The organism is Streptomyces sp. NPDC003034, from assembly GCF_053591375.1.
Genome location: NZ_JBSFTS010000016.1, coordinates 99,224 through 126,098 on the forward strand (window position 1 = coordinate 99,224; position 26,875 = coordinate 126,098).

The 26,875-nt window shown below is 72.4% G+C and carries 21 protein-coding genes and 3 pseudogenes; 12 read left to right on the forward strand and 12 right to left on the reverse strand.

The window, feature by feature from the left end; all coding sequences use genetic code 11:
- Both ACWDX7_RS17885 and ACWDX7_RS17890 read left to right on the forward strand, forming a co-directional pair.
- On the forward strand, positions 1-1,293 hold the full coding sequence (locus ACWDX7_RS17885; RefSeq protein WP_451491017.1) for an ATP-grasp domain-containing protein: 1,293 nt from the start codon (positions 1-3) through the stop codon (positions 1,291-1,293).
- Between the two features lie 74 nt (positions 1,294-1,367).
- Positions 1,368-1,766 carry a VOC family protein gene (locus tag ACWDX7_RS17890; RefSeq protein ID WP_451491018.1) on the forward strand — a complete coding sequence of 133 codons (399 nt, stop codon included), beginning with the start codon at positions 1,368-1,370 and terminating at the stop codon, positions 1,764-1,766.
- 4 nt (positions 1,767-1,770) lie between these two features.
- Here ACWDX7_RS17890 and ACWDX7_RS17895 read toward each other — a convergent pair whose 3' ends face one another.
- The 8 genes from ACWDX7_RS17895 to ACWDX7_RS17930 all read right to left on the reverse strand — a co-directional run bounded on the left by ACWDX7_RS17895 (position 1,771) and on the right by ACWDX7_RS17930 (position 11,527).
- A complete protein-coding gene (locus ACWDX7_RS17895) occupies positions 1,771-2,085 on the reverse strand; it encodes a hypothetical protein (RefSeq protein ID WP_451491019.1) in 315 nt (104 codons plus the stop codon).
- Positions 2,086-2,224: 139 nt separating this feature from the next.
- A complete protein-coding gene (locus ACWDX7_RS17900; protein ID WP_451491020.1) occupies positions 2,225-3,775 on the reverse strand; it encodes an APC family permease in 1,551 nt (516 codons plus the stop codon).
- Between the two features lie 301 nt (positions 3,776-4,076).
- Positions 4,077-5,573, reverse strand: coding sequence for an aldehyde dehydrogenase family protein (locus ACWDX7_RS17905; RefSeq protein WP_451491021.1), 1,497 nt, complete (start codon positions 5,571-5,573; stop codon positions 4,077-4,079).
- A gap of 8 nt (positions 5,574-5,581) precedes the next feature.
- On the reverse strand, positions 5,582-7,321 hold the full coding sequence (locus ACWDX7_RS17910; protein ID WP_451491022.1) for an N-acyl-D-amino-acid deacylase family protein: 1,740 nt from the start codon (positions 7,319-7,321) through the stop codon (positions 5,582-5,584).
- Between the two features lie 96 nt (positions 7,322-7,417).
- A complete protein-coding gene (locus tag ACWDX7_RS17915; RefSeq protein WP_451491060.1) occupies positions 7,418-8,539 on the reverse strand; it encodes an LLM class flavin-dependent oxidoreductase in 1,122 nt (373 codons plus the stop codon).
- 129 nt (positions 8,540-8,668) lie between these two features.
- Positions 8,669-9,466: an SDR family NAD(P)-dependent oxidoreductase gene (locus ACWDX7_RS17920; protein WP_451491023.1), complete on the reverse strand. Its 798-nt coding sequence runs from the start codon at positions 9,464-9,466 to the stop codon at positions 8,669-8,671.
- 9 nt (positions 9,467-9,475) lie between these two features.
- The gene (locus ACWDX7_RS17925) at positions 9,476-10,423 is read right to left on the reverse strand and encodes an LLM class F420-dependent oxidoreductase (protein WP_451491024.1); all 948 of its coding nucleotides are present in this window, start codon (positions 10,421-10,423) and stop codon (positions 9,476-9,478) included.
- 276 nt (positions 10,424-10,699) lie between these two features.
- Entirely contained in the window at positions 10,700-11,527 is an 828-nt protein-coding gene (locus ACWDX7_RS17930) for a L,D-transpeptidase family protein (protein WP_451491025.1), read from the reverse strand.
- A gap of 363 nt (positions 11,528-11,890) precedes the next feature.
- Here ACWDX7_RS17930 and ACWDX7_RS17935 point away from each other — a divergent pair.
- A pseudogene (locus ACWDX7_RS17935) lies at positions 11,891-11,989 on the forward strand (alpha/beta fold hydrolase); the annotation flags it as partial.
- A gap of 2 nt (positions 11,990-11,991) precedes the next feature.
- Here the strand turns inward: ACWDX7_RS17935 and ACWDX7_RS17940 are convergent.
- Positions 11,992-12,480: pseudogene (locus ACWDX7_RS17940) on the reverse strand (class I SAM-dependent methyltransferase); the annotation flags it as partial.
- 172 nt (positions 12,481-12,652) lie between these two features.
- Here ACWDX7_RS17940 and ACWDX7_RS17945 point away from each other — a divergent pair.
- Both ACWDX7_RS17945 and ACWDX7_RS17950 read left to right on the forward strand, forming a co-directional pair.
- A complete protein-coding gene (locus ACWDX7_RS17945; protein ID WP_451491026.1) occupies positions 12,653-13,105 on the forward strand; it encodes an NUDIX hydrolase in 453 nt (150 codons plus the stop codon).
- A gap of 82 nt (positions 13,106-13,187) precedes the next feature.
- Positions 13,188-13,562, forward strand: a complete 375-nt coding sequence (locus tag ACWDX7_RS17950; RefSeq protein ID WP_451491027.1) for a DUF4180 domain-containing protein — start codon at positions 13,188-13,190, stop codon at positions 13,560-13,562.
- On the opposite strand, the gene ACWDX7_RS17955 is transcribed toward ACWDX7_RS17950, so the two are convergent.
- A complete protein-coding gene (locus ACWDX7_RS17955) occupies positions 13,548-14,432 on the reverse strand; it encodes a trypsin-like serine peptidase (protein ID WP_451750973.1) in 885 nt (294 codons plus the stop codon). The two genes, ACWDX7_RS17950 and ACWDX7_RS17955, sit on opposite strands and share 15 nt — an antisense overlap.
- 286 nt (positions 14,433-14,718) lie before the next feature.
- On the opposite strand from ACWDX7_RS17955, the gene ACWDX7_RS17960 reads away from it, so the two are divergent.
- A complete protein-coding gene (locus ACWDX7_RS17960; protein ID WP_451491029.1) occupies positions 14,719-15,999 on the forward strand; it encodes a ricin-type beta-trefoil lectin domain protein in 1,281 nt (426 codons plus the stop codon).
- Between the two features lie 134 nt (positions 16,000-16,133).
- Here the strand turns inward: ACWDX7_RS17960 and ACWDX7_RS17965 are convergent, their stop codons facing one another.
- Positions 16,134-17,360, reverse strand: coding sequence for an amidohydrolase family protein (locus ACWDX7_RS17965; RefSeq protein ID WP_451491030.1), 1,227 nt, complete (start codon positions 17,358-17,360; stop codon positions 16,134-16,136).
- 131 nt (positions 17,361-17,491) lie between these two features.
- Between ACWDX7_RS17965 and ACWDX7_RS17970 the strand changes: the two genes are divergently transcribed.
- The 3 genes from ACWDX7_RS17970 to ACWDX7_RS17980 all read left to right on the forward strand — a co-directional run bounded on the left by ACWDX7_RS17970 (position 17,492) and on the right by ACWDX7_RS17980 (position 22,319).
- On the forward strand, positions 17,492-20,734 hold the full coding sequence (locus ACWDX7_RS17970; protein ID WP_451491031.1) for a BTAD domain-containing putative transcriptional regulator: 3,243 nt from the start codon (positions 17,492-17,494) through the stop codon (positions 20,732-20,734).
- Between the two features lie 195 nt (positions 20,735-20,929).
- Positions 20,930-21,124 (forward strand): hypothetical protein, encoded by a 195-nt coding sequence (locus tag ACWDX7_RS17975; RefSeq protein ID WP_451491032.1) that lies wholly within the window; start codon positions 20,930-20,932, stop codon positions 21,122-21,124.
- Positions 21,125-21,380: 256 nt separating this feature from the next.
- Positions 21,381-22,319, forward strand: a complete 939-nt coding sequence (locus ACWDX7_RS17980; RefSeq protein ID WP_451491033.1) for a methyltransferase domain-containing protein — start codon at positions 21,381-21,383, stop codon at positions 22,317-22,319.
- Positions 22,320-22,491: 172 nt separating this feature from the next.
- Here the strand turns inward: ACWDX7_RS17980 and ACWDX7_RS17985 are convergent, their stop codons facing one another.
- Positions 22,492-24,096 (reverse strand): FadD3 family acyl-CoA ligase, encoded by a 1,605-nt coding sequence (locus ACWDX7_RS17985; protein ID WP_451491061.1) that lies wholly within the window; start codon positions 24,094-24,096, stop codon positions 22,492-22,494.
- A 188-nt stretch (positions 24,097-24,284) separates the two neighbouring features.
- Between ACWDX7_RS17985 and ACWDX7_RS17990 the strand changes: the two genes are divergently transcribed.
- From ACWDX7_RS17990 to ACWDX7_RS18000, 3 genes and pseudogenes are all read left to right on the forward strand, one after another.
- Positions 24,285-25,436 (forward strand): lipid-transfer protein, encoded by a 1,152-nt coding sequence (locus ACWDX7_RS17990; RefSeq protein ID WP_451491034.1) that lies wholly within the window; start codon positions 24,285-24,287, stop codon positions 25,434-25,436.
- A 166-nt stretch (positions 25,437-25,602) separates the two neighbouring features.
- Positions 25,603-26,037 (forward strand): annotated as a pseudogene (locus ACWDX7_RS17995) (Zn-ribbon domain-containing OB-fold protein); the annotation flags it as partial.
- Positions 26,034-26,810, forward strand: coding sequence for an enoyl-CoA hydratase/isomerase family protein (locus ACWDX7_RS18000; RefSeq protein WP_451491035.1), 777 nt, complete (start codon positions 26,034-26,036; stop codon positions 26,808-26,810). The pseudogene ACWDX7_RS17995 and the gene ACWDX7_RS18000, both read left to right, overlap by 4 nt.
- Positions 26,811-26,875: the final 65 nt, after the last annotated feature.

A 26,875-nucleotide genomic window follows, 5' to 3' on the forward strand; every position in this document is an offset into this window, starting at 1 on the left:
ATGAGTGAACAGCCCGCCGCCCGCCCCGTCGTCGCGATCGTCGACGCCTACTCCAGCGCCCGCAGTCTCGCGCCCCTCTTCCGCGACCGCGGCTTCGACTGCCTCCACGTCCGCAGCGCCGCCACCGCGCACCCCGTGTACGAACGCAGCTTCCGGCCGGGGGACTTCGTCGCGGAGGTCGTGCACGACGGCGACGCCGCGCGCACGGCCGGAGCCGTCGCACGGCACGCACCCGTATGTCTTCTGCCGGGCATCGAGAGCGGCGTCGAGCTGGCCGACGTCCTGAGCGAGGCCCTGGGGCTGCGGACCAACGGCACGGAGCTGAGCCCGGCCCGCCGGGACAAGTACCGGATGCTGGAAACGGTACGTGCGGCGGGAGTTCCAGCCGCCGACCAGATCCTCGCCACCGACCTGGACACCCTGCTCGACTGGCACGCCAAGGCGGAGGGCCGGGTGGTGCTGAAGCCGGTCAAGAGCGCCGGCAACGACGGCATCCACTTCTGCGACGACGCCGACGACGTGCGCGCGGCCTTCGCGGCGCTGATCGGCACCGACAGCGCTCTCGGCGCGCGCAACCGGGCGGTGCTCGCGCAGGAGTACCTCGTCGGCGGCGAGTACATCGTCAACACCGTGAGCCTCGACGGCCGGCACCACGTCACCGACCTGTGGCGGATGCAGCACCTCAGCGCCAACGGCGTCCGGGACCTGGGGGCCAGCGCACGGCTGCTGCCCCGGCACGGGCCGGACCAGGACGCGCTGGTCGAGTACACCTGCCGGGTCCTCGACGCCCTGGGCGTGCGCAACGGGCCCGCGCACAGCGAGGTGAAGCTGACACCGCACGGCCCGCGGCTCATCGAGACCGCCGCCCGCGCCTGCGGCGCCGACCTCCACGTCCCCGTGAAGGCGGCGATCGGTGAGAGCCAGATGGACTGGACGGTCGACGCGTACGTGGACCCCGGCCGCTTCCTGGAGCGCTGCGGCAGCTCCTACGAACTGGTCCGGCACGCCGGGCTCGTCAACATGGTCTCGCCCGGGGAGGGCATCCTGCGCGACTACCCGAACATGGCGCTGCTGCGCGGGCTCGACAGCTTCCACGACCTGGCCCTGAACGTCCGGCCGGGCGGGCGGATCCACCGCTCGGTGGACGACTGGACCTACCCCATGCGCGTGTACCTGGTGCACGAGACGCAGAGCACCGTGCTGCACGACATCCTGACCGCGCACTACCTGGACGGCGACGGCTTCTACGACATCGCCGACGGCGGGAGCGATGGCGGGGCCGAGGGCGACTAGGGCTCGTTGGCGACCTCCGATACCCGCCCGACGCACCCTGGTGGCACCCCGGGTGCGGCCGTACGCTGCCCCGCATGATCGATTCACGTACCCACATCCGAGTCGCCCGCCCCTCCCTCGACCTGGAGGCCGCCGAGCGGTTCTACGTCGACGGGCTCGGGCTGGAAGTGCAGTGGCGCAGCGCCGAAAGCGTGCCGGGGGAGCACGATCTGCTGATGGTCGGCCCGGCGGGAGGCGGGTGGCACTTCGAGCTCACCCGCGACGCCGGCAACCCGGTCGCACCCGCCCCCACCGTCGACGATCTCTTCGTGGTCTACCTCGGGAAGGCGCCCGACGAGGCCCTCGTGCAGCGGCTCGTCGCGCACGGCGGGACCCGGGTCGCCTCCCACAACCCGTACTGGGACGAGCACGGGGTCACCGTCGCCGACCCGGACGGCTACCGGCTGGTCCTGTGCTCGCGCACCTGGGGCTGACCCCCTAGCCGACCTTCGGGCTCTTGGGCAGCCCGGAGGCCAGGGCCTCGCCAGCGCCCGCGAGGGAGGTGTCCGCGCCCACCAGGGAGGTGTCCGCGGCCTTCGTGGAGCTGCCGGCCACCGACGCGGCGGTGCCGACGGCCGTCTTCGTGTCCTCGACGGCCTGCTCCGGGTTCCCGACGATCTCACCGACGCGCTGGGTGATCGGCGTTCCCTGGACGGGGGACTCGTCGGCGTGCGCGACGACGGGGGTGAGGGCGAGGGCGGTGCCGCCGGAAAGAACCAGGGCGGCAAGGGTGCGCTTCACGGTCTTCTTCATGGCGTGACCAACGACCGGGGGCACCGGGGGTCACCGCGATCGCCGGGCGGGGCTCACGCCCGGGCCCGGGAACGCCGACGGCCCCGGATCGGAGGATCGATCCGGGGCCTCTCGGGACGACACAGGCAGGGGGTCTGGGTCAGTCCTCGACCACCAGGGCCGGGGTGGACTTCGTCAGGACCTCACCGCGGAAGAAGGCGGGACTGCGGCGCTGCGTGATCACCATGATGACCACGCCCAGGAGCAGCAGGCCCACGCCGATGATGAAGACGCTGCCGACGCCGAAGAGCGAGGAGCCGGAACCGTAGGTCGGGTCCCACATGTCGAACAGCGTCTTGAAGAAGACCGCGGCGAGCATCAGGCCGCCGATGCCCGGCAGGATGCCCTTGACGAAGAGGGTGCGCACCGAGGCGCGCAGTTCGGCGCGGAAGAACCAGACGCAGGCGAAGGCCGTGATCGAGTAGTAGAAGCAGATCATGAGGCCGAGGGCGTAGATCGTGTCGAGCAGCACGTTCTCGCTGACCAGGGTCATCACCGCGTAGAAGAGGCCGGTCGCGATGCCCGCCATGACGGTGGCGCGGCCCGGGGTCTTGAAGCGGGGGTGGACCTGGGCGAAGGAGGCCGGGAGGGCCTCGTAGGTGCTCATGGACAGGACCGTGCGCGCCACCGGGATGAAGGTGGTCTGCAGGCTCGCGGCGGCGGAGGCCAGGACCGCGACGAAGAGCAGGATGCCGAGGCCGGAGCCCATGATCGGTCCGGCGAGGGTGGCGAAGACGTTGTCCGAGGTCTCTTCGTTGCCGAGGCCGTTGCCCTCGGTGCCGACACCGGCGTACATCTGGGCGGCGATGGCCACGACCAGGTAGGAGGCGACGATGACGACCATGGCGAGCATCGCGGCGCGGCCGGGCGTCTTGGCGCTGCCGACGCTCTCCTCGTTGACGGACAGGCAGGCGTCCCAGCCCCAGTAGATGAAGATCGACAGGGACAGACCGGCCGTGAAGGCGGCGAGCGAATCGACGCCGAAGGGGTTCATCCAGGACCAGGAGAAGGCGAGCGAGCCCTCGGCCTCGCCGGACTTGGTGATGGCCATGTAGGCGAACATCACCAGCACCGCGAGCTGGAGCCCGACCAGGACGTACTGGACCCACTTGGTGGCGGTGATGCCGCGGTAGCTGATCGCGGTGGCGATCGCGATGAAGGCCAGGGTGGTGAGGATGTGGACGTACTTGTTGCCGTCCAGGGCGGCGAGGTCCGGGTTGCCGCTCACTTCTCCGAGGAGGAGGAAGAAGAAGTTGGTGGCCACACCGGCGAGGTTGGACAGGACCACGATGGTGGCGACGAGCAGGCCCCAGCCGCACATCCAGCCGATGCGGGGGCCGAAGGCCTTCACCGACCAGGTGAAGGAGGTGCCGCAGTCGGGGACCGCTTTGTTCAGGGCGCGGTAGGCGAAGGCCACCAGCAGCATGGGGATGAAACCGGCCAGGAAGATCGCGGGCATCTGCACGCCGACCTCGCTGACCGTGGGGCCGAGCGTCGCGGTGAGGCAGTAGACGGGGGCGACCGTCGATACGCCGATGACCGCGTTGCCGATGAGGCCGACGGAATTGCCGCCGAGTCCCTTGCCGCGTACGCCCTGGGCGACGCCGTTCACCGTGTCTCCAGCCTCGGGCCGGACATCCATCTGTGTCATGGGTCAGGACGTTAGACCCTGCGTTTTCCACATCTGGAGGTCTTGACTCCGGAACCACAGGCGCTGACACGCCTTGGAAATTCGAGATCGACAGCATTCATGAGCATGTAATACAAGGCTCATCCAGCACTCGGGCCTCGGTTCAGCAGGCCCTGGACGGCGGTTTCCATTGTACGGAAACCGCAGCCATGTCCGTTTTAGGCGTTCTTAAAGTTTCCCTTACGACTTTGGGTGACCCCTGGTAACCCGCCGTGAAGGCCGTCTCCGGCCGAGGCGGGCGGCGACCGGACCGACCGCTCCCTCAGCCCGCCCAGACGATCGACTGCGTCTCGCTGTAGGCGTGCAGGGCGTACGAGCCCACATCGCGCCCCACGCCGGACTGCTTGAAACCGCCGAAGGGGGCCTCCATGTTGCGCCCGACGGTGTTCACCCCGACCCCGCCCGCCCGCAGCCGCCGCGCCACCCGGAACCCGCGTGCCGCGTCCCCGGTCCACACGTAGTCCAGCAGCCCGTAATCGCTGTCGTTGGCCAGCGCCACCGCCTCGTCCTCACCGCCGTCGAAGGGGACGACCACGACGACGGGCCCGAAGATCTCCTCCCGGACCACGCGCATGTCCGGCGTGCAGTCCACCAGCAGGGTGGGGGCCACGTAGAAACCGCGGCCCGCCCCCACGACCGGGCGCCCGCCGCCGTACGCGATCCGCGCCCCCTCCTTGCGCCCGAGTTCGACATACGCCTCGACGCGGTCCCGGTGCGCCGCCGAGATCACCGGCCCGACCACCGTCCCCGGCGCCGCCGGCTCGCCCACCTTCATGTACGCGAGGTAGCCGGTCAGCTTCTCGACCAGCCGGCCGTAGACCGCCCGCTGGACGATCACCCGGGTCGGGGCCGTGCAGATCTGGCCCGAGTAGAAGGAGAAGGTGGTCCCGATGCCCCGCACCGCCGCGTCCAGGCCCGCGTCGTCCAGGTCGTCGAAGACGAGCGCCGCACCCTTGCCGCCCAGCTCCATCAGCTGCCGCTTCATCGTCCGGCCGCACACCTGCGCGATGCGCCGGCCGACGTCCGTGGAACCGGTGAAGGAGACCATGTCCACGTACGGGGAGTCGACGGCGGCCTCGCCCACCTCCACCGCGGTGCCCGAGACCACGTTCACCACCCCGGCCGGGACGCCCGCCTCGTGGAGGGCCCCGGCCATCTTGAACACCGACAGCGGGTCCTGCGGGGCGGGCTTGACCACCACCGTGTTGCCCATCGCCAGCGCCGGTGCCACCTTGCCCGCCGCGTTGGCCCACGGGTTGTTGTACGAGGTGATGCAGGTGACCACGCCGACCGGCTGGCGCACCTCCAGCGCCCCCAGCACGCTCGCCCGCCCCATCGGGCCCGCCTCGGTGACCTGCGGCGGCAGGCCCCGCTCCACCGGCTCCAGGGCTCCCCTGGCGTACCGCCGGAAGCGGGCGGCCCCGACCCCGACCTGCATGCCGCGGGCGATCCCGGTCGGCGCGCCGGTCTCCGCCCGCGCCAGCGCCGACCACGGCTCGGACTCCCGCCGGATGATGTCCGCGGCCCGGTCGAGGATCGCCGCCCGCGCCTCGGGGGCCGTACGGGACCAGGCCGCGAAGGCCTCGGCCGCGGCGCGCGCCGCCTGCCCCACCTGGCTGGGCGAGGCCTCGGGCGCGAGACCGGCCACCGACTCGTCCGCCGGGTCCACCACCTCGTAGTGGCCACCGTCGGGCTCGACCCACTCCCCGCCGATGTACAGCTTCTGGGGCTCGTCCTGACCGCTCACCAGACCACTCACCCGGCCGCTCACCTCGTGCTCACCGTCCTCGTGTCCCGGCCCGACCGGAGCACGGTGCCCGGGATGGCGCCCGTCACCTCGTCGTCGCGGACGGTCTCGACTCCGTTGACCCGTACCGAGACGATGCCGACGGCCCGCGCGTCCAGGCGCGGACTGCTCCCCGGCAGGTCGTGGACGAGCGTCGCCGGGCCGGCGTCGATCCGCTCCGGGTCGAAGAGGACCAGGTCCGCGTGGAAGCCCTCCGCGATCCGGCCGCGCTCGCGCAGCCCGAACAGCCGGGCCGGGTCGTCGGTGAGCATCCGTACGGCCTGCTCCAGCGGCACCAGGCGGCGGCCGCGCAGGCAGTCGCCGAGGAAGCGGGTCGTGTACGGGGCGCCGCACATCCGGTCCAGGTGCGCGCCGGCGTCGGAGCCGCCCAGCATGACGTCCTCGTGCTGCCAGGTCTCCCGGCGCAGGGCCCAGCTCGCCGGGTCGTTGTCGGTGGGCATCGGCCACAGCACCGTACGCAGATCGTCGTTGGCGCAGATCTCCACCAGGCAGTGGAAGGGGTCCTGGCCCCGCTCGGCCGCGATGTCGTTGACGACGCGGCCGCGCAGGCCCTCGTTCTCCTTGCTGTAGGTGTCACCGATGACATAGCGCCCGAAGTCGGCGAGGCGGCGGAAGACACCGGCCTCCTTGCTGTCGGCCCGGCGCAGCATCCGCCTGCGCACCTGCGCGTCGCGCAGTTTCTCGATCCGCTCGGGGACGGGCAGGGAGAGGACCTCGCCCCAGCCGGGGATGAGGTTGAGCGCGCAGAAGGTGCCGAGCGACATGTTCATGGGGGTGAGGATCGGCATCGTCAGCGCGACGATCCGGCCGCCCGCCGCACGGGCCCGCTCACTGGGCACGAGCTGGCGCGGCACCCGCTCGGGGACGGAGGCGTCGATGGTGAGGACGTTCCAGTTCAGCGGGCGCCCGGCGGCGGCGGTCATCTCCACGAAGAGATCGATCTCCTCGTCCGAGAACTGGTCCAGGCAGCCCGCGACGATCGCTTCCAGCTGGGTGCCCTCGTGTGCGGCGACGGCTTTGGACAGGGCCAGCAGCTCGGCCGGCCTGGCGTGCCGGGAGGGCACGGGGGAGCCCGCGCCGTCGGAGTGGGTGGAGGACTGGGTGGTGGACAGGCCCCAGGCGCCCGCGTCCATGGCGTCATGGAAGAGGGCGAGCATCTCGTCCAGCTGCGCGGGGGTCGGCTGCCCGCCCACGGCCGCCGCGCCCATCACGTACCGGCGCAGCGCGCAGTGGCCGACCATGAAACCGGCGTTGACGGCGATCCGCCCCTCCAGGGCGTCGAGGTACTCGCCGAAGGTGGACCAGGTCCAGTCGACGCCCTCCTCCAGGGCTTTGAGGGCCATGCCCTCGACCTTGCTCATCATGCGGCGCGTGTAGTCGGCGTCCTCGGGGCGGGCGGGGTGCAGGGGCGCCAGGGTGAAACCGCAGTTGCCGCCGGCGACGGTGGTGACGCCGTGGTTCATGGAGGGGGTGGCGTACGGGTCCCAGAACAGCTGGGCGTCGTAGTGCGTGTGCGGATCGATGAAGCCGGGGGTCAGGACGAGGCCGGTGGCGTCCTCGCTGGTGCGGGCGGTGCCGGTGACGGTGCCGGGCGCGGCGATGACGGCGATGCGGCCGTCGCGGATGCCGACGTCCGCGGTGGACGCGGGGGCGCCCGTGCCGTCGACGACGGTCGCGCCCTTGATCAGGTGGTCGAGCATGACGTCCCTTCTGCCGGTGTGCGCCTTGCGGGCCGTGTGCCGGGCAGCGCCCCGGACCGGGCCCGCCGGCGGGGCTGGTTCTTCAGCCCCGCCGGGTCAGGCGGCCTCGCGGAAGCGCGTCGTGCGGTGGACCGGGTCCGTGTCGATCTCCGGGATCACGTGCTGCCCGATGAGCCGGATGCTGGTCAGCGTGTCCTCGTACGAGACCCCGATCGGCAGGCCGAAGGACAGCTGGTCCGCGCCCGCCGCCTCCCACCGCTTGCACTGCTGGAGCACCTCCGACGGGTCGCCGCAGATCATCAGCTCCTCGGCGATCAGCAGCTCGATGATCTCCGCGCTGTACTCGGGGAGCAGCTCCGGCCACTCCGGGATGCCCTCGGGCCGCGGGAAGGTGTCGTGGTAGCGGAAGACCAGGGACTGGAGCCGGTTCAGCCCGCCGTTGACGGCGATCTCGACGGCCTTGTCGTGGGTCTCCGCACAGATCGCGGTCGAGGTGACCATGACGTTGTCGTTGACGAAGGCGCCGATGGCCTTCGCCTCCTGGATGGCGGTCTTGTACTGCTCCAGGACCCAGGACATGTCCGAGACCTTCTGGACGCTGAAACCGAGGACTCCGAGTCCCTTCTTCGCGGCCATCGCGTACGAGGACGGCGAGCCCGCGGCGTACCACATGGCCGGGTGGGCCTTCCCGTACGGCTTGGGGAAGATCTTGCGCGGCGGGAGCGACCAGTGCTTGCCGGAGAACCCCTCGTATTCCTCCTGGAGGAACATCTTGGGGAACTCGGCGATGGTCTCTTCCCAGATCTCCTTGGTGTGGTTCATGTCCGTGATGCCCGGGAAGAAGCCGAGGATCTCGTGGCTGCCCGCGCCGCGGCCGGTGCCGAATTCGAAGCGGCCCTTGGAGAGGTGGTCGAGCATGGCGACCTTCTCGGCCACCTTGACCGGGTGGTTCACCGCGGCGAGCGGGTTGAAGATGCCCGAGCCGAGGTGGATGCGCTCGGTGGCGTGGGCGAGGTAGCCGAGGAAGACCTCGTTCGCCGACAGGTGCGAGTACTCCTCCAGGAAGTGGTGCTCGGAGGCCCAGGCGTACTTGAAGCCGGACTTGTCGGCCTGGATGACGTACTCGGTCTCCTCGATCAGCGCCTTGTGCTCTGCCTCGGGGTCGACCTTGGACCGCGCCTCAGGCACGTATCCCTGCACGAAGAGCCCGAATTCCAAGGGGTTCACCGTCCTTCGGTTTCTGACGGACCGTCAGATGAGATGGGTCGACTGTTCCACCGCACAGGCGCGAGCGTCAAGACCCGGGGTGCGCGGCATCCGCGACATCCGATGGAGCATCAGGTCTCCTCAGAGGAGGCTGACGCCCGCCATCCAGCCACCGTCGATGACGAACGGCTGACCGGTGATGTAGGAGGAGTCCTCGCCGGTCAGGAAGAGGGCCAGCCTGGCGATCTCCTCCGGCCGGCCCGCCCGTCCCATCGGCACCACGCGCCGGTAGAGCTCCGCCATCGCCTCCCTGGCCTCGTCCGTCATCCCGGCCGGGTCCAGGAGCCCCGGATTGGCCATGGGCGTGTCCACCGCGCCCGGGCACATCGCGTTGACGCGGATCCCCTTCGCGGCCAGCTCCAGGGCGGCGACCCGCGTCAGGCCGACCACGGCGGACTTGGTGGCCGCGTACGAACCGACGTACGCCATGCCCGTCAGGCCCGTGTACGAGGAGGTGTTCACGATCGTGCCGCCGCCCGCCGCCTCGATCTCGGGGGCGACCGACTTGATGCCGAGGAAGGTGCCGACCTGGTTCACCTGGACCACCTGCTGGAACTCCTCCAGCGGGGTCGCGGTCAGCTCGTTGAAACGCAGGATCCCCGCGTTGTTGACGAGCCCGTCGATCGGACCGAAGGCCTCCTTCGCGGCCGCTATCGCCGCCGCCCAGTCCTCCTCGCGGCTCACGTCCATCCGTACGTACCGGGCCCGGTCCTCGCCGATCTCCTCGGTGATCCGCTTGGCGACCGCCGCGCCCTGTTCGTCCAGTACGTCGCCGAGGAGCACCTTGGCGCCCTCGGCGGCGAAGAGGCGGGCCTCCTGCTCGCCCTGGCCGCGTGCTGCGCCCGTGATGATGACGACGCGTCCGTCCAGCTTGCCCATGCCCGTCCCCTAACCGCCCAGGAGCGGGGCCACCTCGGCCCCGAAAGCCGTGATCTGGTCGACGAGTTCCGCCCGGTCGCGGCTGCGGAAGCGGACCTGGATCTGGTCCACGCCGAGCCCCTTGTACGCGCGCAGGGACTCGGCGAGCGCCTCCGGCTTGCCGGTGAGGGTCCGCCGGCCGGTGTCCCAGCCGGGCTCGCCGACGTACAGCGCCTCGGTGATCGCACCGAACTCCACGGGAGCGCTGACCCCGGCCCGCGCGCGCAGCTCCTTGATACGGGCGATGCGCGCCGGCAGCTCGTGGCGCGGGTCGCCCTGCGGCAGCCAGCCGTCCCCGCGGACGGCGGCGCGGCGCAGAGCGGCGGGCGAGGAGCCGCCGACCCAGACGGGGATCCGCGCCTGCGCGGGCCGGGGCAGCTGCCCGAGGTCCGCGAAGGAGAACAGTTCGCCCTCGTACCGCGGATACTCCTCGGGTCCGAGGGCGGCCCGCAGGGCATCCAGGGTCTCGTCCAGCACCGCCCCGCGGCGTTCGAAGTCCACGCCGAGGGCCTCGAACTCCTCCCGGACGTGCCCGGCGCCGACGCCGAGGATCAGCCGGCCGCGGCTGAGGTGGTCGAGGGTGGCGTACTGCTTGGCGGTAACCAGGGGGTGGCGCAGGCCGACGACCGCGACGTGGCTCAGCAGGCGCACGCGCTCGGTGATGCCGGCCAGGAAGGCGAGGGTGGCCACCGGGTCGTACCAGACGGTGCCCATGGGTCCGGCGAGCCGCCGCGGTATGGCCACGTGGTCGCAGGTGGCCACGTACCCGAAGCCGGCCCGGTCGGCGGCCCGCGCGACCTCGGCGAGGTCGGAGACGGTGGCCGAAGCCTCCCAGGGCTCGGCGTAGAGGGTGCTCTGCGACTGGACCGGGAGCTGCATCCCGTAGCCCAGCCGCCCTTCCGTAAACACGCGCGCCATACCGGACCCGCCTCGCCTTCGTCTGCCGACGCCGATGCGGACGCGGATGCCGGTGCGTCGGCGCCTGTATCGGGGGTGCGGGGCCATCGTCATATCTGACGGCACGTCAGGCAAGGGGGCGGAGGCGCGTGCCTCCTCCGGGAAGGCCTCCCCTGGGACGCCCTACTCGGGGCGGGCCTACTCCGGGCTGGCCTCTCGGGGCTGGCGTCTCGGGGCTGGCCTGCTCGCGGATGCCCTACTCGCGGATGCCCTTCGCCGACAGGACGGCGGCGGAGGTCACATGCCCTCGGGGCCCATCACGATCACCGGCTTCGCCGCCGGATCTAGGGTGGCCAGCACCTTCCGCATGGCCTCCTTCGGGATGCCGACGCAACCCTGCGAGGGGCCGTCGTGGTCGACGTGGAGCCAGATGTTGCCGCCCTTGCGCTTGCCCTCCGGCTTCGCCGGGTCCAGCGGTGAGCGGCCGGGCCTGCGGTTGAAGTCGATGGCGACCACGTAGTCGAAGGAACCGGCCAGGGACTCGCCGTTGACGCCGCGGCCCGTGGCGACGAACGCGCGGTCCTTGTCGTACGGGAGGCGCGTGCCGGGCGGCGGCGGCAGCAGGCCACCGGCGTCGGTGAGCGCGAAGACACCCTGCGGCGAGGTCAGATCGCCGTACGTGCGCTCCGTGGACCAGCCCTTCGCGCCGTTGCGGGCCGGCCAGCTCTCGATCTTGACCCAGTCGGCGCCGGGCGCGGGCCGGGTGTAGAGGGTGGCCGTGGACTCCGAGGAGTCCTTGGCCTTGCCGGTGACGAGGATGAGCTGGCGGGAGTCGGCCGGGATCCTGTCCCGGGTCCGCTCGCTGATGCCGGTCAGGCCCTGCATGACGTCCCGCCGGGCGTCGCGCGCGGCCCGGTCGGCGACGCGGGCAGCGGCGGGCGGCCGGCTGTCCGCCTCCGCCCGGGCGGCGCTGCCGGCGGCCCTGCCCGAGTCCTGGAGCACGTACAGCCAGCCCGCACCGAAGGTCAGCAGGCCGAAGGTGGCGGCGAGGGCCACACGTCGTGAAGCGCGCGGCGTGCCGGTCTTGCGGGGCGTACGGGAGCGGGCCCGGGCGTGCTGGCTCATTGAACCGACCGTACAGCAGGCGCTCTTCGCAGACGCTGAACACCGGCCGAGCGCGGCCCGGCCGGTCCGGGAAACGGGCCCGGACCGTCGGGCCCGCCGTGGGGGGCGGATCCGCCTGGGGCGCGACCTCCGCGCCCCCGCCCGCGCGATCGAGGCGGCCATCGACATCCGCAGGCCCCGCTTCCTCACCCGTGCGGACGACCGCGTCCCGGAAGCCTGTGGAGTGCTGTCGCGAGGGTGTCCAGGGCGTACAGGCTGCTCGCCGCGCGGCCATCTCGGACGAGCGCCTTCCGGCATCTCACTTGATCGCGTCGAACATCCCGCCGGTAAAGTCGGTGGAGGACGGTGTCACGTGGGGGACTGATGACAGCAGCCGATGCGGTGCCCATAGTCTTCGTTCACGGGACGCGTTTCAGCGCGGGACAGTGGAGCATGCAGCTTGCCGCGCTCCGGGCGGAGTTCGCGTAGGCCACGAAAGGGTGGTCCACCGACGCGATCAGCCGGCCGCCGGGCCTGAGCACGCGCCGCAACTCGGTCAGCGTCGGGCCCCAGTCCTCCAGATAGTGCAGCACCAGCGACGCGACCACGTCGTCGAACGCACCGTCACCGAACGGCAGGCGGTCGCGCAGGTCGACCACGTGCAGGGCCGCGTCGTCACCGAGCCGCCGCCTGGCCAGCGCCAGTATCCCGGCGCTGGCGTCGATGCCGGTGACGACCGCACCGCGCTCGCGCAGGGCAGCGGACAAGGAGCCCGAGCCGCAGCCGGCGTCCAGGATCCGGCGGCCGGCCACGTCTCCGGCGAGGGCCAGCATCGCGGGCCGCTCGTAGTGCGCGTTCACGAGGTTGTTCTCGTTGTCCGCCGCGTACGCCTCGGCGAAGCTGTCGTAGTCATTCGCCTGGGCCCGATGGGCGGGCGGGGCGGGACTCTCGGGCACGTCGGTTACGCGTTCCATCGTGGCAGCCTAGTCATGACGTGATCCGCCGGACGGGCCCCCAGCCGACACGCCCGCCCGGATCCGACCCGGGGCCCGTCGGCGCATGAGGCGCCGGTCCGGGCCGGTCGGACCGGGGGCGGAAGCGCGCCGCGGGGCTCCATCTGGGGTGGTGCGGACGTACTCTGAATCGATGCGAACTCCACGTCACGCCGCCCGCGTTGTCATCGTGTCCCCCGCCGGATCGGTGTTCCTCTTCCGCGAGAACAACGTGGAGGTCGGCATCCACTGGCTGCCCCCCGGCGGCGGCATAGACCCCGGCGAGAGCCCCGAGGACTGCGTACGGCGCGAGCTGCGCGAGGAGACGGGCTGGACCGACGTGGAGCCCGGGCGGCTGCTGTGCACCTGGGAGCACGACTTCACCCACCAGGGCGTCCCCGTCCGCCAGCACGAGCACATCTACGTGACCACCGGCCCCCGCCGCGAACCGGTCCTGGAGCACCCCGGTATCCACTGGCAGTGGCTCACCCCCCAGCGGCTCGCCGCCCTCGGCGAACCGCTGTGGCCGCCGCGCCTGCCGGACCTCCTCGCAGACCTCACCGCCAACGCCCAGGCCGAGCCGGTCCACCTGGGACTCCTCGCCTGAGCCCGCGGCCGGGCACCGCCACCGGCCCACCCGCCGCAGAATTGCGTCGCCCGCGCGGGCGTTCGAAGCTAGCCTCGACCCCATGAGCACCCTCCAGACCATCCACGACGTGCCCGTCCTGATGTGCCCTGCCGAGGGCGAGGCGATCGGGTGCGAACGCGACGTGACTGATCTGGTCGGAAACGCCATGTACCAGGGTGTGCAGTGGGTCGTCATCCCCGCCGGGCGGTTCGACGATGCCTTCTTCCAGCTGCGCACCCGGGTGGCCGGCGACATCATCCAGAAGTTCGCCAACTACCGGGTGGGCATCGCCGTACTCGGCGACATCACGCGGCACACGGCGGCCAGTTCGGCGCTCCAGGACTTCGTGCGTGAGTGCAACCGGGGCCGCCAGACGTGGTTCCTCGCCGACGCGGAGGAGCTGCGCGAGCGGCTGGAAGGGCTAGCGCCCGCCTAGGCCCGGACCCCCGGCGGCTTCGGGCGTGCCCGTGGCCTTCGCGTACAGGGTGGCCGCGTAGTCGCCGAGGACCGTGCTGGTCGAGACGTCGTCGGTGTCGCCGCCCGTGAGGATGCCGATGATCTTTCCGTCCGCGGCGATCCACGCGCTGCCGCTCGTGCCGCCCGGGAAGTCCGCGCAGTCGAAGCGCTGCTCGGTCGCGCTCTGGCGGACCGCGACCGCCGTGCAGGTACGGGGCACCTTGCGGTCGGCGGGGTAGCCGGTCACCGTGACCTCCTCGCCGGTGCGCCCGCTCGTGTCGAGCACGGCCGCGCCGGTCACGTCCTCGATGGCGCGGCCGTTCGGGTCCAGGGCGAGGCGGGCGAAGGCGAGATCGTAGTCGTCGTCCGTACCCTCGGCCCAGCGGTCGTCCTCGAAGACCTCCTCCAGCTTCCACGTCCCGTACGGGGCGAAACCATTGGCGTACGCGGGTGCGAACACCGCCTCCCCGTCGGTCTGCGTGCCGTCCAACAGGCAGTGCCCGGCGGTGACGATCAGATTCCGGCCGGGGCTGTGCACCACGGTCGCGGTGCAGAAGTGCTCCCCGTCCAGGCCGCCCGTGAAGAGCGCGCCGGTGAAGGCGGCCGGGCCGCCCGGCCGGGGGGTGACGGGCGGCGGCAGCGTGGTTCCGGGCGGGGTGGAGAGCTGCGGCTTCGCCGCTTGCGAACGTGACGGCTCCGGCGCCGAGCCCGTCGCTGACCCCGTCGGCCCCGACTTCGCCCGTACGGCCGGGGCCGCTTCGGGCGGCGGCACGAACTTGGCCATCGCCGCGGACGCGCCCAGCGCGGCGGCGGCGCAGAGCACCACCGTCACCGCGGTCCGCTTGTCCACCGGCATGATGATCCTCCCACTTTGCCCCGGCGAAGCATGCCTCGGGGGTGCGCCGGGGTGCAAGGCCGGCCGAGCGGGCGTGCGGCGCCGTCGGCCGGCTCACTATCATCTGTTCGACTCCCGGCAGCCTTGGGTTCTCTCGTCAAGTAGGCCTGCAAAAAGGGACTTTGACGGTGCGGCGCACGGGGCGAGGCGGGGAGGTTCGGGAAGTGATTCTTGATGAGAGGGCAACGGGGACTTGAAATTGGCGGGTAAGCGTCGAATATCCATCGTCGCGGCGTGTGCCGTGGCGGCGATCGCGGGGAGCCTGCAGCTCTCGGCCAGCGCGTTCGGTACCGAGACCGCCGAGCCGGAGGCCGTGACCTCGGCTCCGGCTCCGGCTCCGGCGGCCGTAGAGGCGCACGACGCCCACGTGGAGGACTTCGGTGCCTCCGCGAACGACAACACGAGCTTCAAGAACGGTGTCATGTCGCTCGGTCCGCGGCCCGCGCCGATGGCCGCCGCCCGGGCGGCCGCCGCCGCACCGCCCCAGGGCGAGGGGTGGAAGCTGAGCGTGAGCGGGGCGGTCAAGTGGCTGTCGGCCGGCTACACGGTCAAGTTCTACGACCAGAAGTCCGCCGACTGGCTGGCGCCCTACGTGAAGGCGTCGGCCGCGGACATACAGCGGAACACGAACGTGCGCGTCAGCGTCGACACCAAGCCGGTGGGCTGGGATTACGCCCGGCCCAAGGGCGAGGTGATCATGGGTGTCCTGCACCGCCCGTGCCTCCCGCCGGCCGCCGGTTCCACCGAGACGGGCTGGCAGGTCGTCCGTGACGGGTCGGGCAGCCCCAACCTGAGCTGCGGATTCCACAGCGCGTCCGAGCCGGCCACGGTGACGAGCGGACACGCCTACATCGACAGCGAGTTCTTCACCGCTGACGGCAAGCCCTCGGCATCCATGGGCGAGACGTACATGCGCAACCACATCAGCCACGAGCTCGGGCACAGCCTGGGCATAGCCCACGCGAACCGCAGCGAGACGCGCGGTGACTGCGCGAAGGGCACGGACTCCGGGCAGGTGCCGGTCATGTGCACGCCGGCTTACGCGTACCAGGACAAGCGCGCGGGCGCCTTCGTCCAGCAGTTCGACGTACAGGGTCTGCGGTACCTCGCCGCCGGCGCCGGCGCCGCGCTGCCCCCGCAGGGCAAGGTGAGCGGGCTCGCCGGCAAGTGCATGGACGTCAAGGGCGGGAAGGCCGCCAACGGCACGCCGATCCAGCTCTACACGTGCAACGGCAGCTGGGCGCAGTCCTGGATCCTGGCCAAGGACGGCACGTTCCGCGCGCTGGGCAAGTGCCTGGACAACGCGGGCAACGGGACCGCCAACGGCAACAAGATCAGGCTCTACGACTGCAACGGCACGCCGGCGCAGCGGTGGTCCGCCAACGCGAAGGGCCAGATCGTGCACACCGCGTCGGGCAAGGTGCTCGACGTGACCGGCGGCAACACGGCCAACGGCACGGCGATCCAGCTCTACACGTCGAACTCGACCAAGGCCCAGATCTGGGCCACACCGAAGTCGTGACGTAAGGGACGTCGGGGGACGTCGGGGGACGTCGGCCGCGTAGGGACATAGGGAAGCAGGCCGGGGCCGTTCGGGCACATGCCCGGCCGGCCCTTCCCGTGCCGACGCCCGCCCGCTCGCCGGTCCCCGCCCCGTCAGGCGCCCGGTCCCGCCCACAGCCCTTCCGCCGTGAGCCCCAGCAGCTCGATCGCGTTGCCGCGCACGATGCGGTCCACCACGTCCGGCGGCAGATGCCCCATCTGGGACTCTCCGACCTCGCGCGACTTCGGCCAGGTCGAGTCCGAGTGCGGGTAGTCCGTCTCGTAGAGGACGTTGCCCACCCCGATCGCGTCGAGGTTCTTCAGCCCGAAGGCGTCGTCGAAGAAGCAGCCGAAGACGTGCTCGGCGAAGAGTTCCGACGGCGGCCGGTGGACCTTGTCCGCGACACCGCCCCAGCCGCGGTTCTCCTCCCAGACGACGTTCGCGCGTTCCAGGATGTACGGGATCCAGCCGATCTGCCCCTCCGCGTACATGATCCGCAAGCCGGGGAAGCGCTCGAACTTGCCGCTCATCAGCCAGTCGACCATCGAGAAGCAGCAGTTGGCGAAGGTGATGGTGGAGCCGACCGCCGGCGGGGCGTCGGCCGAGGTCGACGGCATGCGCGACGAGGAGCCGATGTGCATGGCGATGACCGTGCCCGTCTCGTCGCACGCCTGGAGGAAGGGATCCCAGTCGTCGGTGTGGATCGAGGGCAGGCCCAGGTGCGGGGGTATCTCGGAGAAGGCTGCCGCGCGTACGCCCCGCGCGGCGTTGCGGCGTACCTCCGCCGCCGCCAGGCGGGCGTCCCAGAGCGGGATGAGGGTGAGGGGGATCAGGCGGCCGCGCGCCTCGGGGCCGCACCACTCCTCCACCATCCAGTCGTTGTACGCCCGTACGCCGAGCAGCCCGAGCTCGCGGTCCTTCGCCTCGGTGAAGGTCTGGCCGCAGAAGCGCGGGAAGGTCGGGAAGCAGAGGGCCGACTGGACGTGGTTGACGTCCATGTCCGCGAGCCGGTCGGGAACCGAGAAGGAGCCCGGGCGCATCTGCTCGTAGGTGATGACTTCCAGTTTGATTTCGTCCCTGTCGTACCCGACGGCGGTGTCGAGGCGGGTGAGCGGCCGGTGCAGGTCCTCGTACACCCACCAGTCGCCGATCGGGCCGTCGTCGCCCTCGGCTCCCATGACGGGGGCGAACTTCCCGCCGAGGAAGGTCATTTCCTTCAAGGGGGCACGCACGACGCGCGGTCCGGTGTCCCGGTACTTGGACGGGAGCCGGTCCCGCCAGACGTGGGGCGGCTCGACCGTGTGGTCGTCCACCGAGATGATCTTGGGGAAGGTCTCCATGTCTCCACCGTAGCGTTTATCTGACGCACCGTCAGCTACTCGGGAGGCGATCGGTCCGTTACGGGCTGACGCGTACCCGCGACACAGGGCAGACTGACCCTTAAACCGACGGAAGGCAGGGGGGACGACAGATGGACGGCATACCGGCCATCCCGCACCCGCGGAACCACCCCGAGGCAGCCCGGCTCACCCCCGCAAGCACGCGTCCCACAAGCACGCTTCCCGCACGCGCCGTATCCACCGGCACGGCCCCGGCGGGCACCGTCCGCGCGAGCACGGCGGCCGCCCAGGGCACCGTCCGCCCGGACGCCTCGGGCACGGCCGGACCGACGGCGGCCGGACCGACGACGGCCGCAACGACGACGGCCGCAACCGTGGCGGAGCCCCCGGCGGCCGCGGCCGACGCCGAGCCCCCCGCCACCGCGCCCGCCACCATGCCCGCCACCTCCGCCGCCCTCATCCCCGCCGGCGGCTCCCGGTTCGCCGTCCTCGGCCCCATCCGCGCCTGGCGCGGAGCCGAGCCGCTGCCCTCCGGCACCCCCCAGCAGCGCGCCCTGCTCGCGGCGCTGCTGCTGCGCGACGGCCGCACCGCCACCGCGCCCGAGCTCATCGACGCCATCTGGGGCGAGGACCCGCCGCAGCAGGCCCTCGCCACCATCCGTACGTACGCCTCCCGCCTGCGCAAGGTCCTCGACCCGGGGCTCCTCGTCACCGAGTCCGGCGGGTACGCCATCCGGCTGCGCTCCACCGCCACCCTCGACCTCGGCGACGCCCGCCGCCTCGCCGCCGAAGCCGAGGCGGCCCGCGCCGCCGGCGACCGCGCCCTCGCCCGTACGCTCCTCGCCCGCGCCCTCGACCTGTGGGAGGGCGAACCCCTCGCCGGAATCCCCGGCCCGCACGCCGAGACCGAGCGCACCCGGCTCGCCGAATGGCGCCTCCAACTGCTGGAGACCCGCCTCGACCTCGACCTGGAGGTCGGCCACCACGCCGAGGCCGTCTCCGAGCTCACCGCGCTCACCGCCGCCCACCCCCTGCGCGAGCGGCTGCGCGAGCTGCTCATGCTCGCCCTCTACCGCAGCGGCCGGCAGGCCGAGGCCCTCGCCGTCTACGCCGACACCCGCCGGCTCCTCGCCGACGAACTCGGCGTCGACCCGCGCCCCGAGCTCGCCGCCTTACAGCAGCGCATCCTGAGCGCCGACGCCGATCTGGCCCTCGCCGAGGACCCGGCTCCCGCCGCCGCCCCCGGCCAGGTACTGCCCGCCCAACTCCCGGCTACCGTCCCTGACTTCACAGGCCGCGCCAGCCTCGTGGGGGAGCTCGGCGCCATCCTGTCCGGCGGCGCGCACGGCCGGGTCATGGCCGTCTCCGCGCTCGCCGGAATAGGCGGCGTCGGCAAGACCACCCTCGCCGTGCACGTCGCCCATGCCGCCCGTCCGCACTTCCCCGACGGGCAGCTCTACGCCGACCTCCAGGGCACCGAGGCCCGCCCCGTCGAGCCCGTAGCCGTCCTCGGCTCCTTCCTGCGCGCCCTCGGAACCCCCGACACGGCCATCCCCGACTCCCCCGCCGAACGCGCCGCGCTCTACCGCTCCACCCTGGACGACCGCCGCGTCCTGGTCCTCCTCGACAACGCCCGCGACGCCGCCCAGGTACGCCCGCTGCTGCCCGGCACCGCCGGCTGCGCCGCGCTCGTCACCAGCCGGGTCCGGATGGCAGGCCTCGCCGGGGCCCATCTCGTGGACCTCGACGTGATGAGCCCCGAGGAGGCCCTCCAACTGTTCACCCGGATCGTGGGCGCCGAGCGGGTCGGCGCGGAACGCCAGGCCGCCCTCGACGTCGTGGGCGCCTGCGGGTTCCTGCCGCTCGCCATCCGCATCGCCGCCTCCCGGCTCGCCGCCCGCCGCACCTGGACCGTCTCCGTCCTCGCCGCCAAACTCGCCGACGAACGCCGCCGCCTCGACGAGCTCCAGGCCGGCGACCTGGCCGTCAAGGCCACCTTCGAGCTCGGCTACGGCCAGCTGGAGCCCGCCCAGCAGCGCGCGTTCCGCCTGCTGGGCCTCGCCGACGGCCCCGACATCTCCCTCTCCGCGGCAGCCGCCGTACTGGACCTGCCCGAACACGACACCGAGGACCTCCTCGAAGCGCTGGTCGACTGCTCCCTCCTCGAATCCGCCGCCCCCGGCCGCTACCGCTTCCACGACCTCGTACGGCTCTACGCGCGTGCGTGCGCGGAACGCGACGAGCAGCCGCCGAGCGGGCGCGACGCCGCCCTCGACCGGCTGCTGGACTTCTACCTGGCCACCGCCTCCGGGGTCTACGCGCTGGAACGCCCCGGCGACCGGCTCCCCGCCCACCTGTCCGCCACCTGCTACCCCGGCCTGGCCTTCACCGAGCCGCGCGCCGCCCTGGACTGGCTGTACGCGGAGGCGGGCCCGCTGCTGGCCTGCGTGCGGCAGGCCGCCGTACGGGAGGACGGTACGCGCGTCCTGCGGCGCGCCGTGGACCTGCTGTGGGCGGCCAAGGACCTCGCCGAGTCCGGGGCCAACTCCAAGCAGTACGAATCGGCCGCCGTGGCCCTGCGCGACGCCGCGCGCACCGCCCGGGACCCGCAGTCCGAGGGCCGGGCCCGTACCACCCTCACCAACGTCCACTTGGTCGCCGGCCGCTTCGCCGAGGCCGACGACGAGGCCCGCCAGGCCATGGCGCTCGCCCGCGAGGCCGGTGACCCGCTGCCCAGCTGCTGGGCGCCCAACGACCGCGGGATCATCGCCCTCTACCAGGGCCGCCACGCGGACGGCGAACGGTACCTGCTGGAGGCCATCGACAACTTCCGCGCCGACGGCAACCACGTCGGTGAGGCCAGCGCGCTGTGCAACCTCTCCCGGATCCACGTCGAACTGGGCCGGCTGACCAGCGCCATCGACCTCGCCCAGCAGGGCATCGCCGTCTACGACCGGATGGGCCTCACCCTGCGTCTGGCCAACGGCCGGTACGCGCTGGGCATCGCGCTCACCCAGGCCGGCCGACTGGGCGAGGCCCTGTCGCAGCTCGCCGAGGCGCTGTCCCTGTTCCACGACAACCGCCAGCCGCTGTGGGAGGGCGTGACGCATTTCCGGCTGGCCGAGGCCCATCTGGCGGCGCGCAGGCCCGCCCTGGCCGCCTCGCACGCCGAACAGGCCATCGCGCTGCGCGGCATCGGCGGGGAGTGGCGCCGGGCCACGGTGCTGACCGTCCTCGGCAAGGCGCTGCGGCGGCTCGGCCAGACGGACCGGGCGCGGGCGTGCTGGCGGGAGGCGGAGGCCGTCTTCACGCAGCTGGGCTCGGCCGAACTGGCCGAGGTGCGGGCGCTGCTGGCCTCGGAGATCGCCGCCTGAGTCCGTGTCCGGCCCTGGGCCGGACCGGGGCCCGACCTGATGAACGAGGCGTTCATCGTTCGTTTATCCCGCTGCGACAAGATGAGTGCATCGACCGGGCGCGGCGGGGGGCACGCAGGTCGGTTGGAGGACCACCCGTTCGGCGGTCCGCGGGGGAATCGCCGAACGGGCCCTACCCATCCATCAGGAGATCCGATGACGACGAACGAGAACATCCTGCCGATCGACGGCGACACCAAGCCGCTGGACAAGCCCGCCTCGGGCGCCGAGATCACACCGCTGGACAACCACGCGTCGGGCATCGTGATCAAACCTGTCGATCCCGCCCCGGCCGTGCCGGACGAGGAGATCCAGACCATGGACAACCACGCCTCCACGCCGCTTCCGTAGCGGAGGCCGCGCGAACCCACGGGGGAACGCGGGGGAGCGGGGGGGAGCGGGGGGCACGGGGGACGGCCGGGGATCCACGGGGCGGACGGCCGGACCTACGGGGGAACGGGGCGGGTCCACGGGGGACGGTGGAGCCACGGGGGGGGAACGGGGGACGGCGGTCGCGGTGGCCAAGGGGGGAGCCACCGCGGCCGCCGCGTTCGTGTGCGCCGGCTTGACTCCTCCACGGCCCGGGCCACGGGAATAGGCTGGGTGGGTGTTCACCAGCCACGGACCGAGCGTCCGCGAACTCGCCGCACAGGCCCTCACGTCGGTCGAGCGCGGGTACGACCTGCTCGCGCCGAAGTTCGACCACACGCCCTTCCGCACCCCGGACCGGATGCTCGACGCGGTCGAGGAGACCCTCGCCCAGCGGGAGGGCTCCTTCGGCGCCGGGCTGGACCTCTGCTGCGGTACCGGAGCCGCCATCGGCATGCTCCGCCGGCTCTGCCGGGAGCGGGTGAGCGGGGTGGACCTCAGCGCGGGCATGTTGGCCGAGGCCGAGCGCGTCCACGGCGGGCGCCATGGATCCGACGACGCCCCGGACCCCGGCCCGGCCGCCGCCGGACGCCACCCACGGCAGCCGGATGCGCCCGGTCCCCGGCCGGCGGACCCCGTACGGGCCGGCTTCGCCCCGGCGAACTTCGTACCGGCCGACTCCCCGCCCGTGGACTTCGTACGGGCCGACGCGCGGGCGCTCCCGCCCGCGCTGGGGAACTCGTACGACCTCGCGGTGAGCTTCGGCGCCTTCGGGCACTTCCTCCCGGCCGAGAGGCCCGCCCTCTTCGCCGGCGTCCACTCCGCCCTGCGCCCGGGCGGCCTCTTCGCCTTCCCGATCGGCGCCCCGATCCCGCCCGGCTCGCCGCTCTGGTGGGCGGTGGCGGGCTTCGACGCCGCGATGCGGGTGCGGAACGCGGTATGGCGGCCGCCCTTCGTCATGTACTACCGGACCTTCCCGCTCAGCGGCGTCCGCAGGGACCTCCAGGCGGCCGGTTTCACAGTGGAGACCGTGCCGCTGGAGCACTTCGGCCGCCGGCCGGTGACCTCGCCCCGGCCCGGTGGCCCGGCGGAGGGCAGCCCGCGCTGGCGCCTGGTCCTCGCCCGCGCGGCCCCCGGGCGGGGAGTAGCCCGCGCCCCGGGCCCAGAGGGACTTTGACGGCAGGACTAGGGCGTGTTTCTCGGATCTCCGTGGGAGTAGGAGCGGGGTCTGGTGCGTGCAATCGCAAGGCGCCGGAGTGCGCTAGTAGCGGAGCTACTCGGGCATTTCGGCAGCACGGCGAGCGTGCGTGCCAGGGCTCGCGACGCCGCGGAGATCCGAGAGACACCCCCTAGTCCTGCCGTGCCCGCAGCTCGCGCTTCAGCACCTTGCCGCTCGCGTTGCGCGGCAGCTCGGGGACGAATTCCACCGCCCGCGGCACCTTGTAGTTGGCCATCTCCCGCCGGCACCAGGCGAGCAGGTCGTCGGCGGTGAGGGTCGAGCCCGGGCGGCGGACCGCGTACGCCTTGCCCACCTCGCCCAGGCGCGGATCCGGGACGCCGACGACCGCGACGTCGGCGATGTCGGGGTGCAGGCCGAGGAGTTGCTCGATCTCGGCCGGATAGGCGTTGAAGCCGCCGACGATGAACATGTCCTTGATGCGGTCGGTGATGCGCAGGTTGCCGCCCGCGTCGAGGATTCCGACGTCGCCCGTACGCAGCCAGCCCTCCGGTGTGATGGCCCTGGCCGTCTCGGCCGGGTCCTCGAAGTAGCCCCGCATCACGTGGTGGCCGCGGACCCACACCTCGCCGGCCGACCCGGCGGGCAGGGCCCGGCCGTCGGGGCCGGTGATCCGTACCTCGGTGCCGGGGATGGCCCGCCCCGAGGTGGCGGCGATGACTTCCGCCGGGTCGCCCCTGCGGCACATGGTGACGATGCCGCCGGCCTCCGAGAGCCCGTACGCCGTGAGCACGGTCTCGATGCGCAGCTCGCTGCGGAGCCGCTCGACGAGCCGGCGCGGGACGACGGCCGCGCCGGTGACGACCAGCCGCAGCGCGGACAGCTCGTGGCGGTCGCGCCGGGGGTGGTCGAGGAGGGACTGGTGGAGGGTGGGCGGACCGGGGAGTACGGAGATCCGCTCGGCGGCGATGTTGGCGAGGACGGTGTCCACGTTGAAGACGGGCTGCGGGACCATCGTGGCCCCGCGCATCAGGCAGGCGATGATCCCGGCCTTGTAGCCGAAGGTGTGGAAGAAGGGGTTCACGATCAGGTAGCGGTCGCCCTCGCGCAGTCCGGCGAGCTCGCTCCACACGTCGTAGCAGCGCAGGGACTGGGCGTGGGTGATGACCGCGCCCTTGGGGCTGCCGGTGGTGCCGGAGGTGAAGAGGATGTCGGACGGTGCCTCCGAGGGGATGGCCTCGGCCCGCGCGCGGACGGCCTCGGCCGGTATCCCGTCGCCGTCCGCCAGGAACTCCTTCCAGCTGCGGAAGGACTCGGGGGCGTCCTCGGCGAGGACGACGACCTGGTCGAGGTGCGGGAGCCCGGGCAGGGGGCCGGCGCCCGGCCCGTCGGCGGCGGCGCGGCGCAGGGAGGCGACGTAGGAGGTGCCGAGGAAGGTGCCGGTGACGAAGAGCAGGCGGGCCCGGCTGCGCCGGAGGACGTACGCCGCTTCGGCCCCCTTGAAACGGGTGTTCAGGGGGACCAGGACCGCGCCCGCCGAGACGGCTCCGAGCGCGGAGACGATCCACTCCAGGGTGTTGGGGGCCCAGACGGCGACCCGGTCACCCGGTTCCACTCCGGCGGCGACGCAGGCGGCCGCGGCGCGTTCGACGCGGTCGCCGAGCTCGGCGTAGCTGATCCGGACGCGCCCGTCGACGACGGCCTCCCGGTCTCCGTACCGCCCCGCCGCGGACCGTACGAGCCCTGCGATGGTGCCCCACCGCAGATCCCCGCGCACGTCCTCACCGACCCCGCGACGCTCGACCATCGTCCGCCCCTCCCGGTACACCTAGTAGCTGACTATCCGTCAGATTAGCTGTACCCTTCGCGGCTGTCAGTACTGACGGACGTACTGACGGACGTACTGACGCACGCGCTGACGCACTGACGCACGCACTGACGACGCACGCACCCCCGGAGGTGGCGATGGCGGCAACGCTCAAGGACGCTACGGCGATAGTCGGCATCGGCCAGACCGCGTTCGCCAGACGACTACCGCAGTCCGAGAAGGAACTGGCCTGCCGCGCCATCCTGGCCGCACTCGCCGACGCGGGCTTGGAGCCTTCCGAGGTCGACGCCTTCGCGTCCTACACCATGGAGGAGACCGACGAGGTCGAGGTGGCCAAGGCCATCGGCGCCGGGGACGTCACCTTCTTCTCCAAGGTCGGCTACGGCGGCGGCGGTTCCTGCGCCACCGTCGGCCACCTCGCGGCCGCCGTCGCCACCGGTCAGGCCACCGTCGGCGTCGCCTGGCGCTCCCGCAAGCGCGGCTCCGGGCCGCGCCCCTGGAAGAACACCACCGCACAGCTGCCCACCCCCGGTCAGTGGACCCGTCCCTTCGGCCTGCTGCGCCCCGCCGACGAGATCGCCATGCTGGCCCGCCGCTACATGCACGAGTACGGCGCCACCCGCGAGCACCTCTTCAACGTGGCGATGGCCTGCCGCAACCGCGCCAACGAGAACCCGGCCGCGGTGATGTACGAACGCCCGCTGACCCGCGAGATGTACATGACCTCCCGCATGATCAGCGACCCGCTCTGCCTCTTCGACAACTGCCTGGAGACCGATGGCGCGCTGGCCTGCGTGATCGTCTCCGCCGAGCGGGCCCGGGACTGCCGCCGGCGGCCCGTCTACGTGCACTCCGTCGCCCAGGGCCTGCCCGCCCAGCACCACGGCATGGTCAACTACTGGAACGACGACCCGCTGTCCGGGCCCGCCTGGACGGCCGCCCGCCACCTGTGGAAGCAGGCCGACTTCGGCCCGCAGGACGTCGACGTCGCCCAGATCTACGACGCCTTCACCGCCCTGATCCCGCTTTCGCTGGAGGGGTACGGCTTCTGCGGGCGCGGCGAGGGTGCCTCCTTCACCGAGGGCGGCGCCCTGGAGACCGGCGGCCGGCTCCCCCTCAACACCGGCGGCGGCGGCCTGTCGGAGGCCTACGTACACGGCTTCAACCTGATCAACGAAGGCGTCAAACAGCTGCGCGGTACCTCCACCGCCCAGGTGCCGGACGCCTCCACCTGTCTCGTGACGGCGGGCGAAGGCGTCCCGACCTCCGCGATCCTGCTGCGAACCTGAGGAGAGCCGCGCCATGAGGACCACGGAAGAACCGCTCAGCGGGGAGCCGGCCACCAGCCACTCGGCCACCGGCGGGCCGGCCACGAGCGACGCGACCACCGGCGGGCCGGGCACGAACCACCCGGCCCCCGGTGACCCGAACACCAGCGGGCCGGGCACCACGCAATCGCTTCTCCTCCCGGTACCCGACGAGGACGGCGCCCCCTTCTGGGAGTACGCCGCCCGGGGCGAGCTGCGCGTCCAGGCCTGCGCCTCCCCCACCTGCGGCAAGCTCCGCTTCCCGCCCCGCCCCTGCTGCCCCTCCTGCCGGTCCTTCGCCTCCGACTGGCGCCTGATGAGCGGGCGCGGCCGCATCTGGTCCTACGTCCGGCCGCATCCGCCGCTGCTTCCGGCGTACGCCGCGCAGGCCCCGTACAACGTGATCCTCGTGGAGCTGGCCGACGCCCCGCACATCCGGCTGGTGGGCAATCTCGTCACCTCGGCCGGCGCACCGCTGGACTCCGTGGATCCGGCCCGGCTGCGCATCGGAGCGAGGGTCCAGGCGGTCTTCACCGAGACGGGCGGGATGGCCGTGCCGCGCTGGATCCTGGAGAGGCCGTGACGCTGCGGGTGGATAAGGACGAGGACACCGGGGTCGCGGTCCTCACCCTGGACCGGGAGGACCGGCACAACGCCATCGACCTGGCGACGGCCGCCGAGCTGAGCGCGGTGTGGCGGCGGTTCCGGTACGAGGAGGACGTACGGGCGGTGGTGGTGACGGGGGCCGGCACGGCCGCCTTCTGCACCGGGATCGACCGTGAGGCGCAGGTCCCGCAGCCGCCGTCCCCGTACTCGGCCGACGATCCGCTGCTCGCGATCGGCCCGAAGGCGGGCGACCTGTGGAAGCCGGTGATCGCCGCCGTCAACGGCATGGCCTGCGGCGGGGCGTTCTACCTGCTGGGCGAGGCGGACTTCCTGATCGCCTCGGAGACGGCCACCTTCTTCGACCCGCACACGACGTACGGGATGGTCAGCGCCTACGAGGCCGTGTACATGGCCCAGCGCATGCCGTTCGGCGAGGTCGCCCGGATGTCCCTCATGGGCACGGCGGAACGGCTCTCCGCGCGGCGGGCGTACGAGATCGGCCTCGTCTCGGAGCTGGCGCCGCCCGCGGAACTGCTCGGGGCGGCCCTGCGCGCGGCGCGGACGCTGGCCGGCCTCCCGACGGAGGCCGTACAGGGCACCGTACGGGCCCTGTGGTCGGCGAAGCAGGCAGCGCTGCGGCAGGCACTCGACCAGGCGCCGGCGCTGATCGCACTGGGCAACCTGCCGCCGCACCGCCAGGCATCCCTCTTCACATCCCGCCGCCCGGGCCCCGACTTCCGCCTCCGCTGAGCGGCGGGGCCGGGCGCGGGGCGGGTTGTGCCTTGGCTAGGTCCTGTCCGGGCGGTCTTCGTGGA

Bases quoted from the DNA above. Each gene is read 5' to 3' on its own strand.
- ACWDX7_RS17885 (WP_451491017.1), top strand. From the start codon at position 1: ATGAGTGAACAGCCCGCCGCCCGCCCCGTCGTCGCGATCGTCGACGCC.
- ACWDX7_RS17890 (WP_451491018.1), top strand. From the start codon at position 1,368: ATGATCGATTCACGTACCCACATCCGAGTCGCCCGCCCCTCCCTCGAC.
- ACWDX7_RS17895 (WP_451491019.1), bottom strand. From the start codon at position 2,085: ATGAAGAAGACCGTGAAGCGCACCCTTGCCGCCCTGGTTCTTTCCGGC.
- ACWDX7_RS17900 (WP_451491020.1), bottom strand. From the start codon at position 3,775: ATGACACAGATGGATGTCCGGCCCGAGGCTGGAGACACGGTGAACGGC.
- ACWDX7_RS17910 (WP_451491022.1), bottom strand. From the start codon at position 7,321: ATGCTCGACCACCTGATCAAGGGCGCGACCGTCGTCGACGGCACGGGC.
- ACWDX7_RS17920 (WP_451491023.1), bottom strand. From the start codon at position 9,466: ATGGGCAAGCTGGACGGACGCGTCGTCATCATCACGGGCGCAGCACGC.
- ACWDX7_RS17925 (WP_451491024.1), bottom strand. From the start codon at position 10,423: ATGGCGCGCGTGTTTACGGAAGGGCGGCTGGGCTACGGGATGCAGCTC.
- ACWDX7_RS17930 (WP_451491025.1), bottom strand. From the start codon at position 11,527: ATGAGCCAGCACGCCCGGGCCCGCTCCCGTACGCCCCGCAAGACCGGC.
- ACWDX7_RS17945 (WP_451491026.1), top strand. From the start codon at position 12,653: ATGCGAACTCCACGTCACGCCGCCCGCGTTGTCATCGTGTCCCCCGCC.
- ACWDX7_RS17950 (WP_451491027.1), top strand. From the start codon at position 13,188: ATGAGCACCCTCCAGACCATCCACGACGTGCCCGTCCTGATGTGCCCT.
- ACWDX7_RS17965 (WP_451491030.1), bottom strand. From the start codon at position 17,360: ATGGAGACCTTCCCCAAGATCATCTCGGTGGACGACCACACGGTCGAG.
- ACWDX7_RS17970 (WP_451491031.1), top strand. From the start codon at position 17,492: ATGGACGGCATACCGGCCATCCCGCACCCGCGGAACCACCCCGAGGCA.
- ACWDX7_RS17975 (WP_451491032.1), top strand. From the start codon at position 20,930: ATGACGACGAACGAGAACATCCTGCCGATCGACGGCGACACCAAGCCG.
- ACWDX7_RS17990 (WP_451491034.1), top strand. From the start codon at position 24,285: ATGGCGGCAACGCTCAAGGACGCTACGGCGATAGTCGGCATCGGCCAG.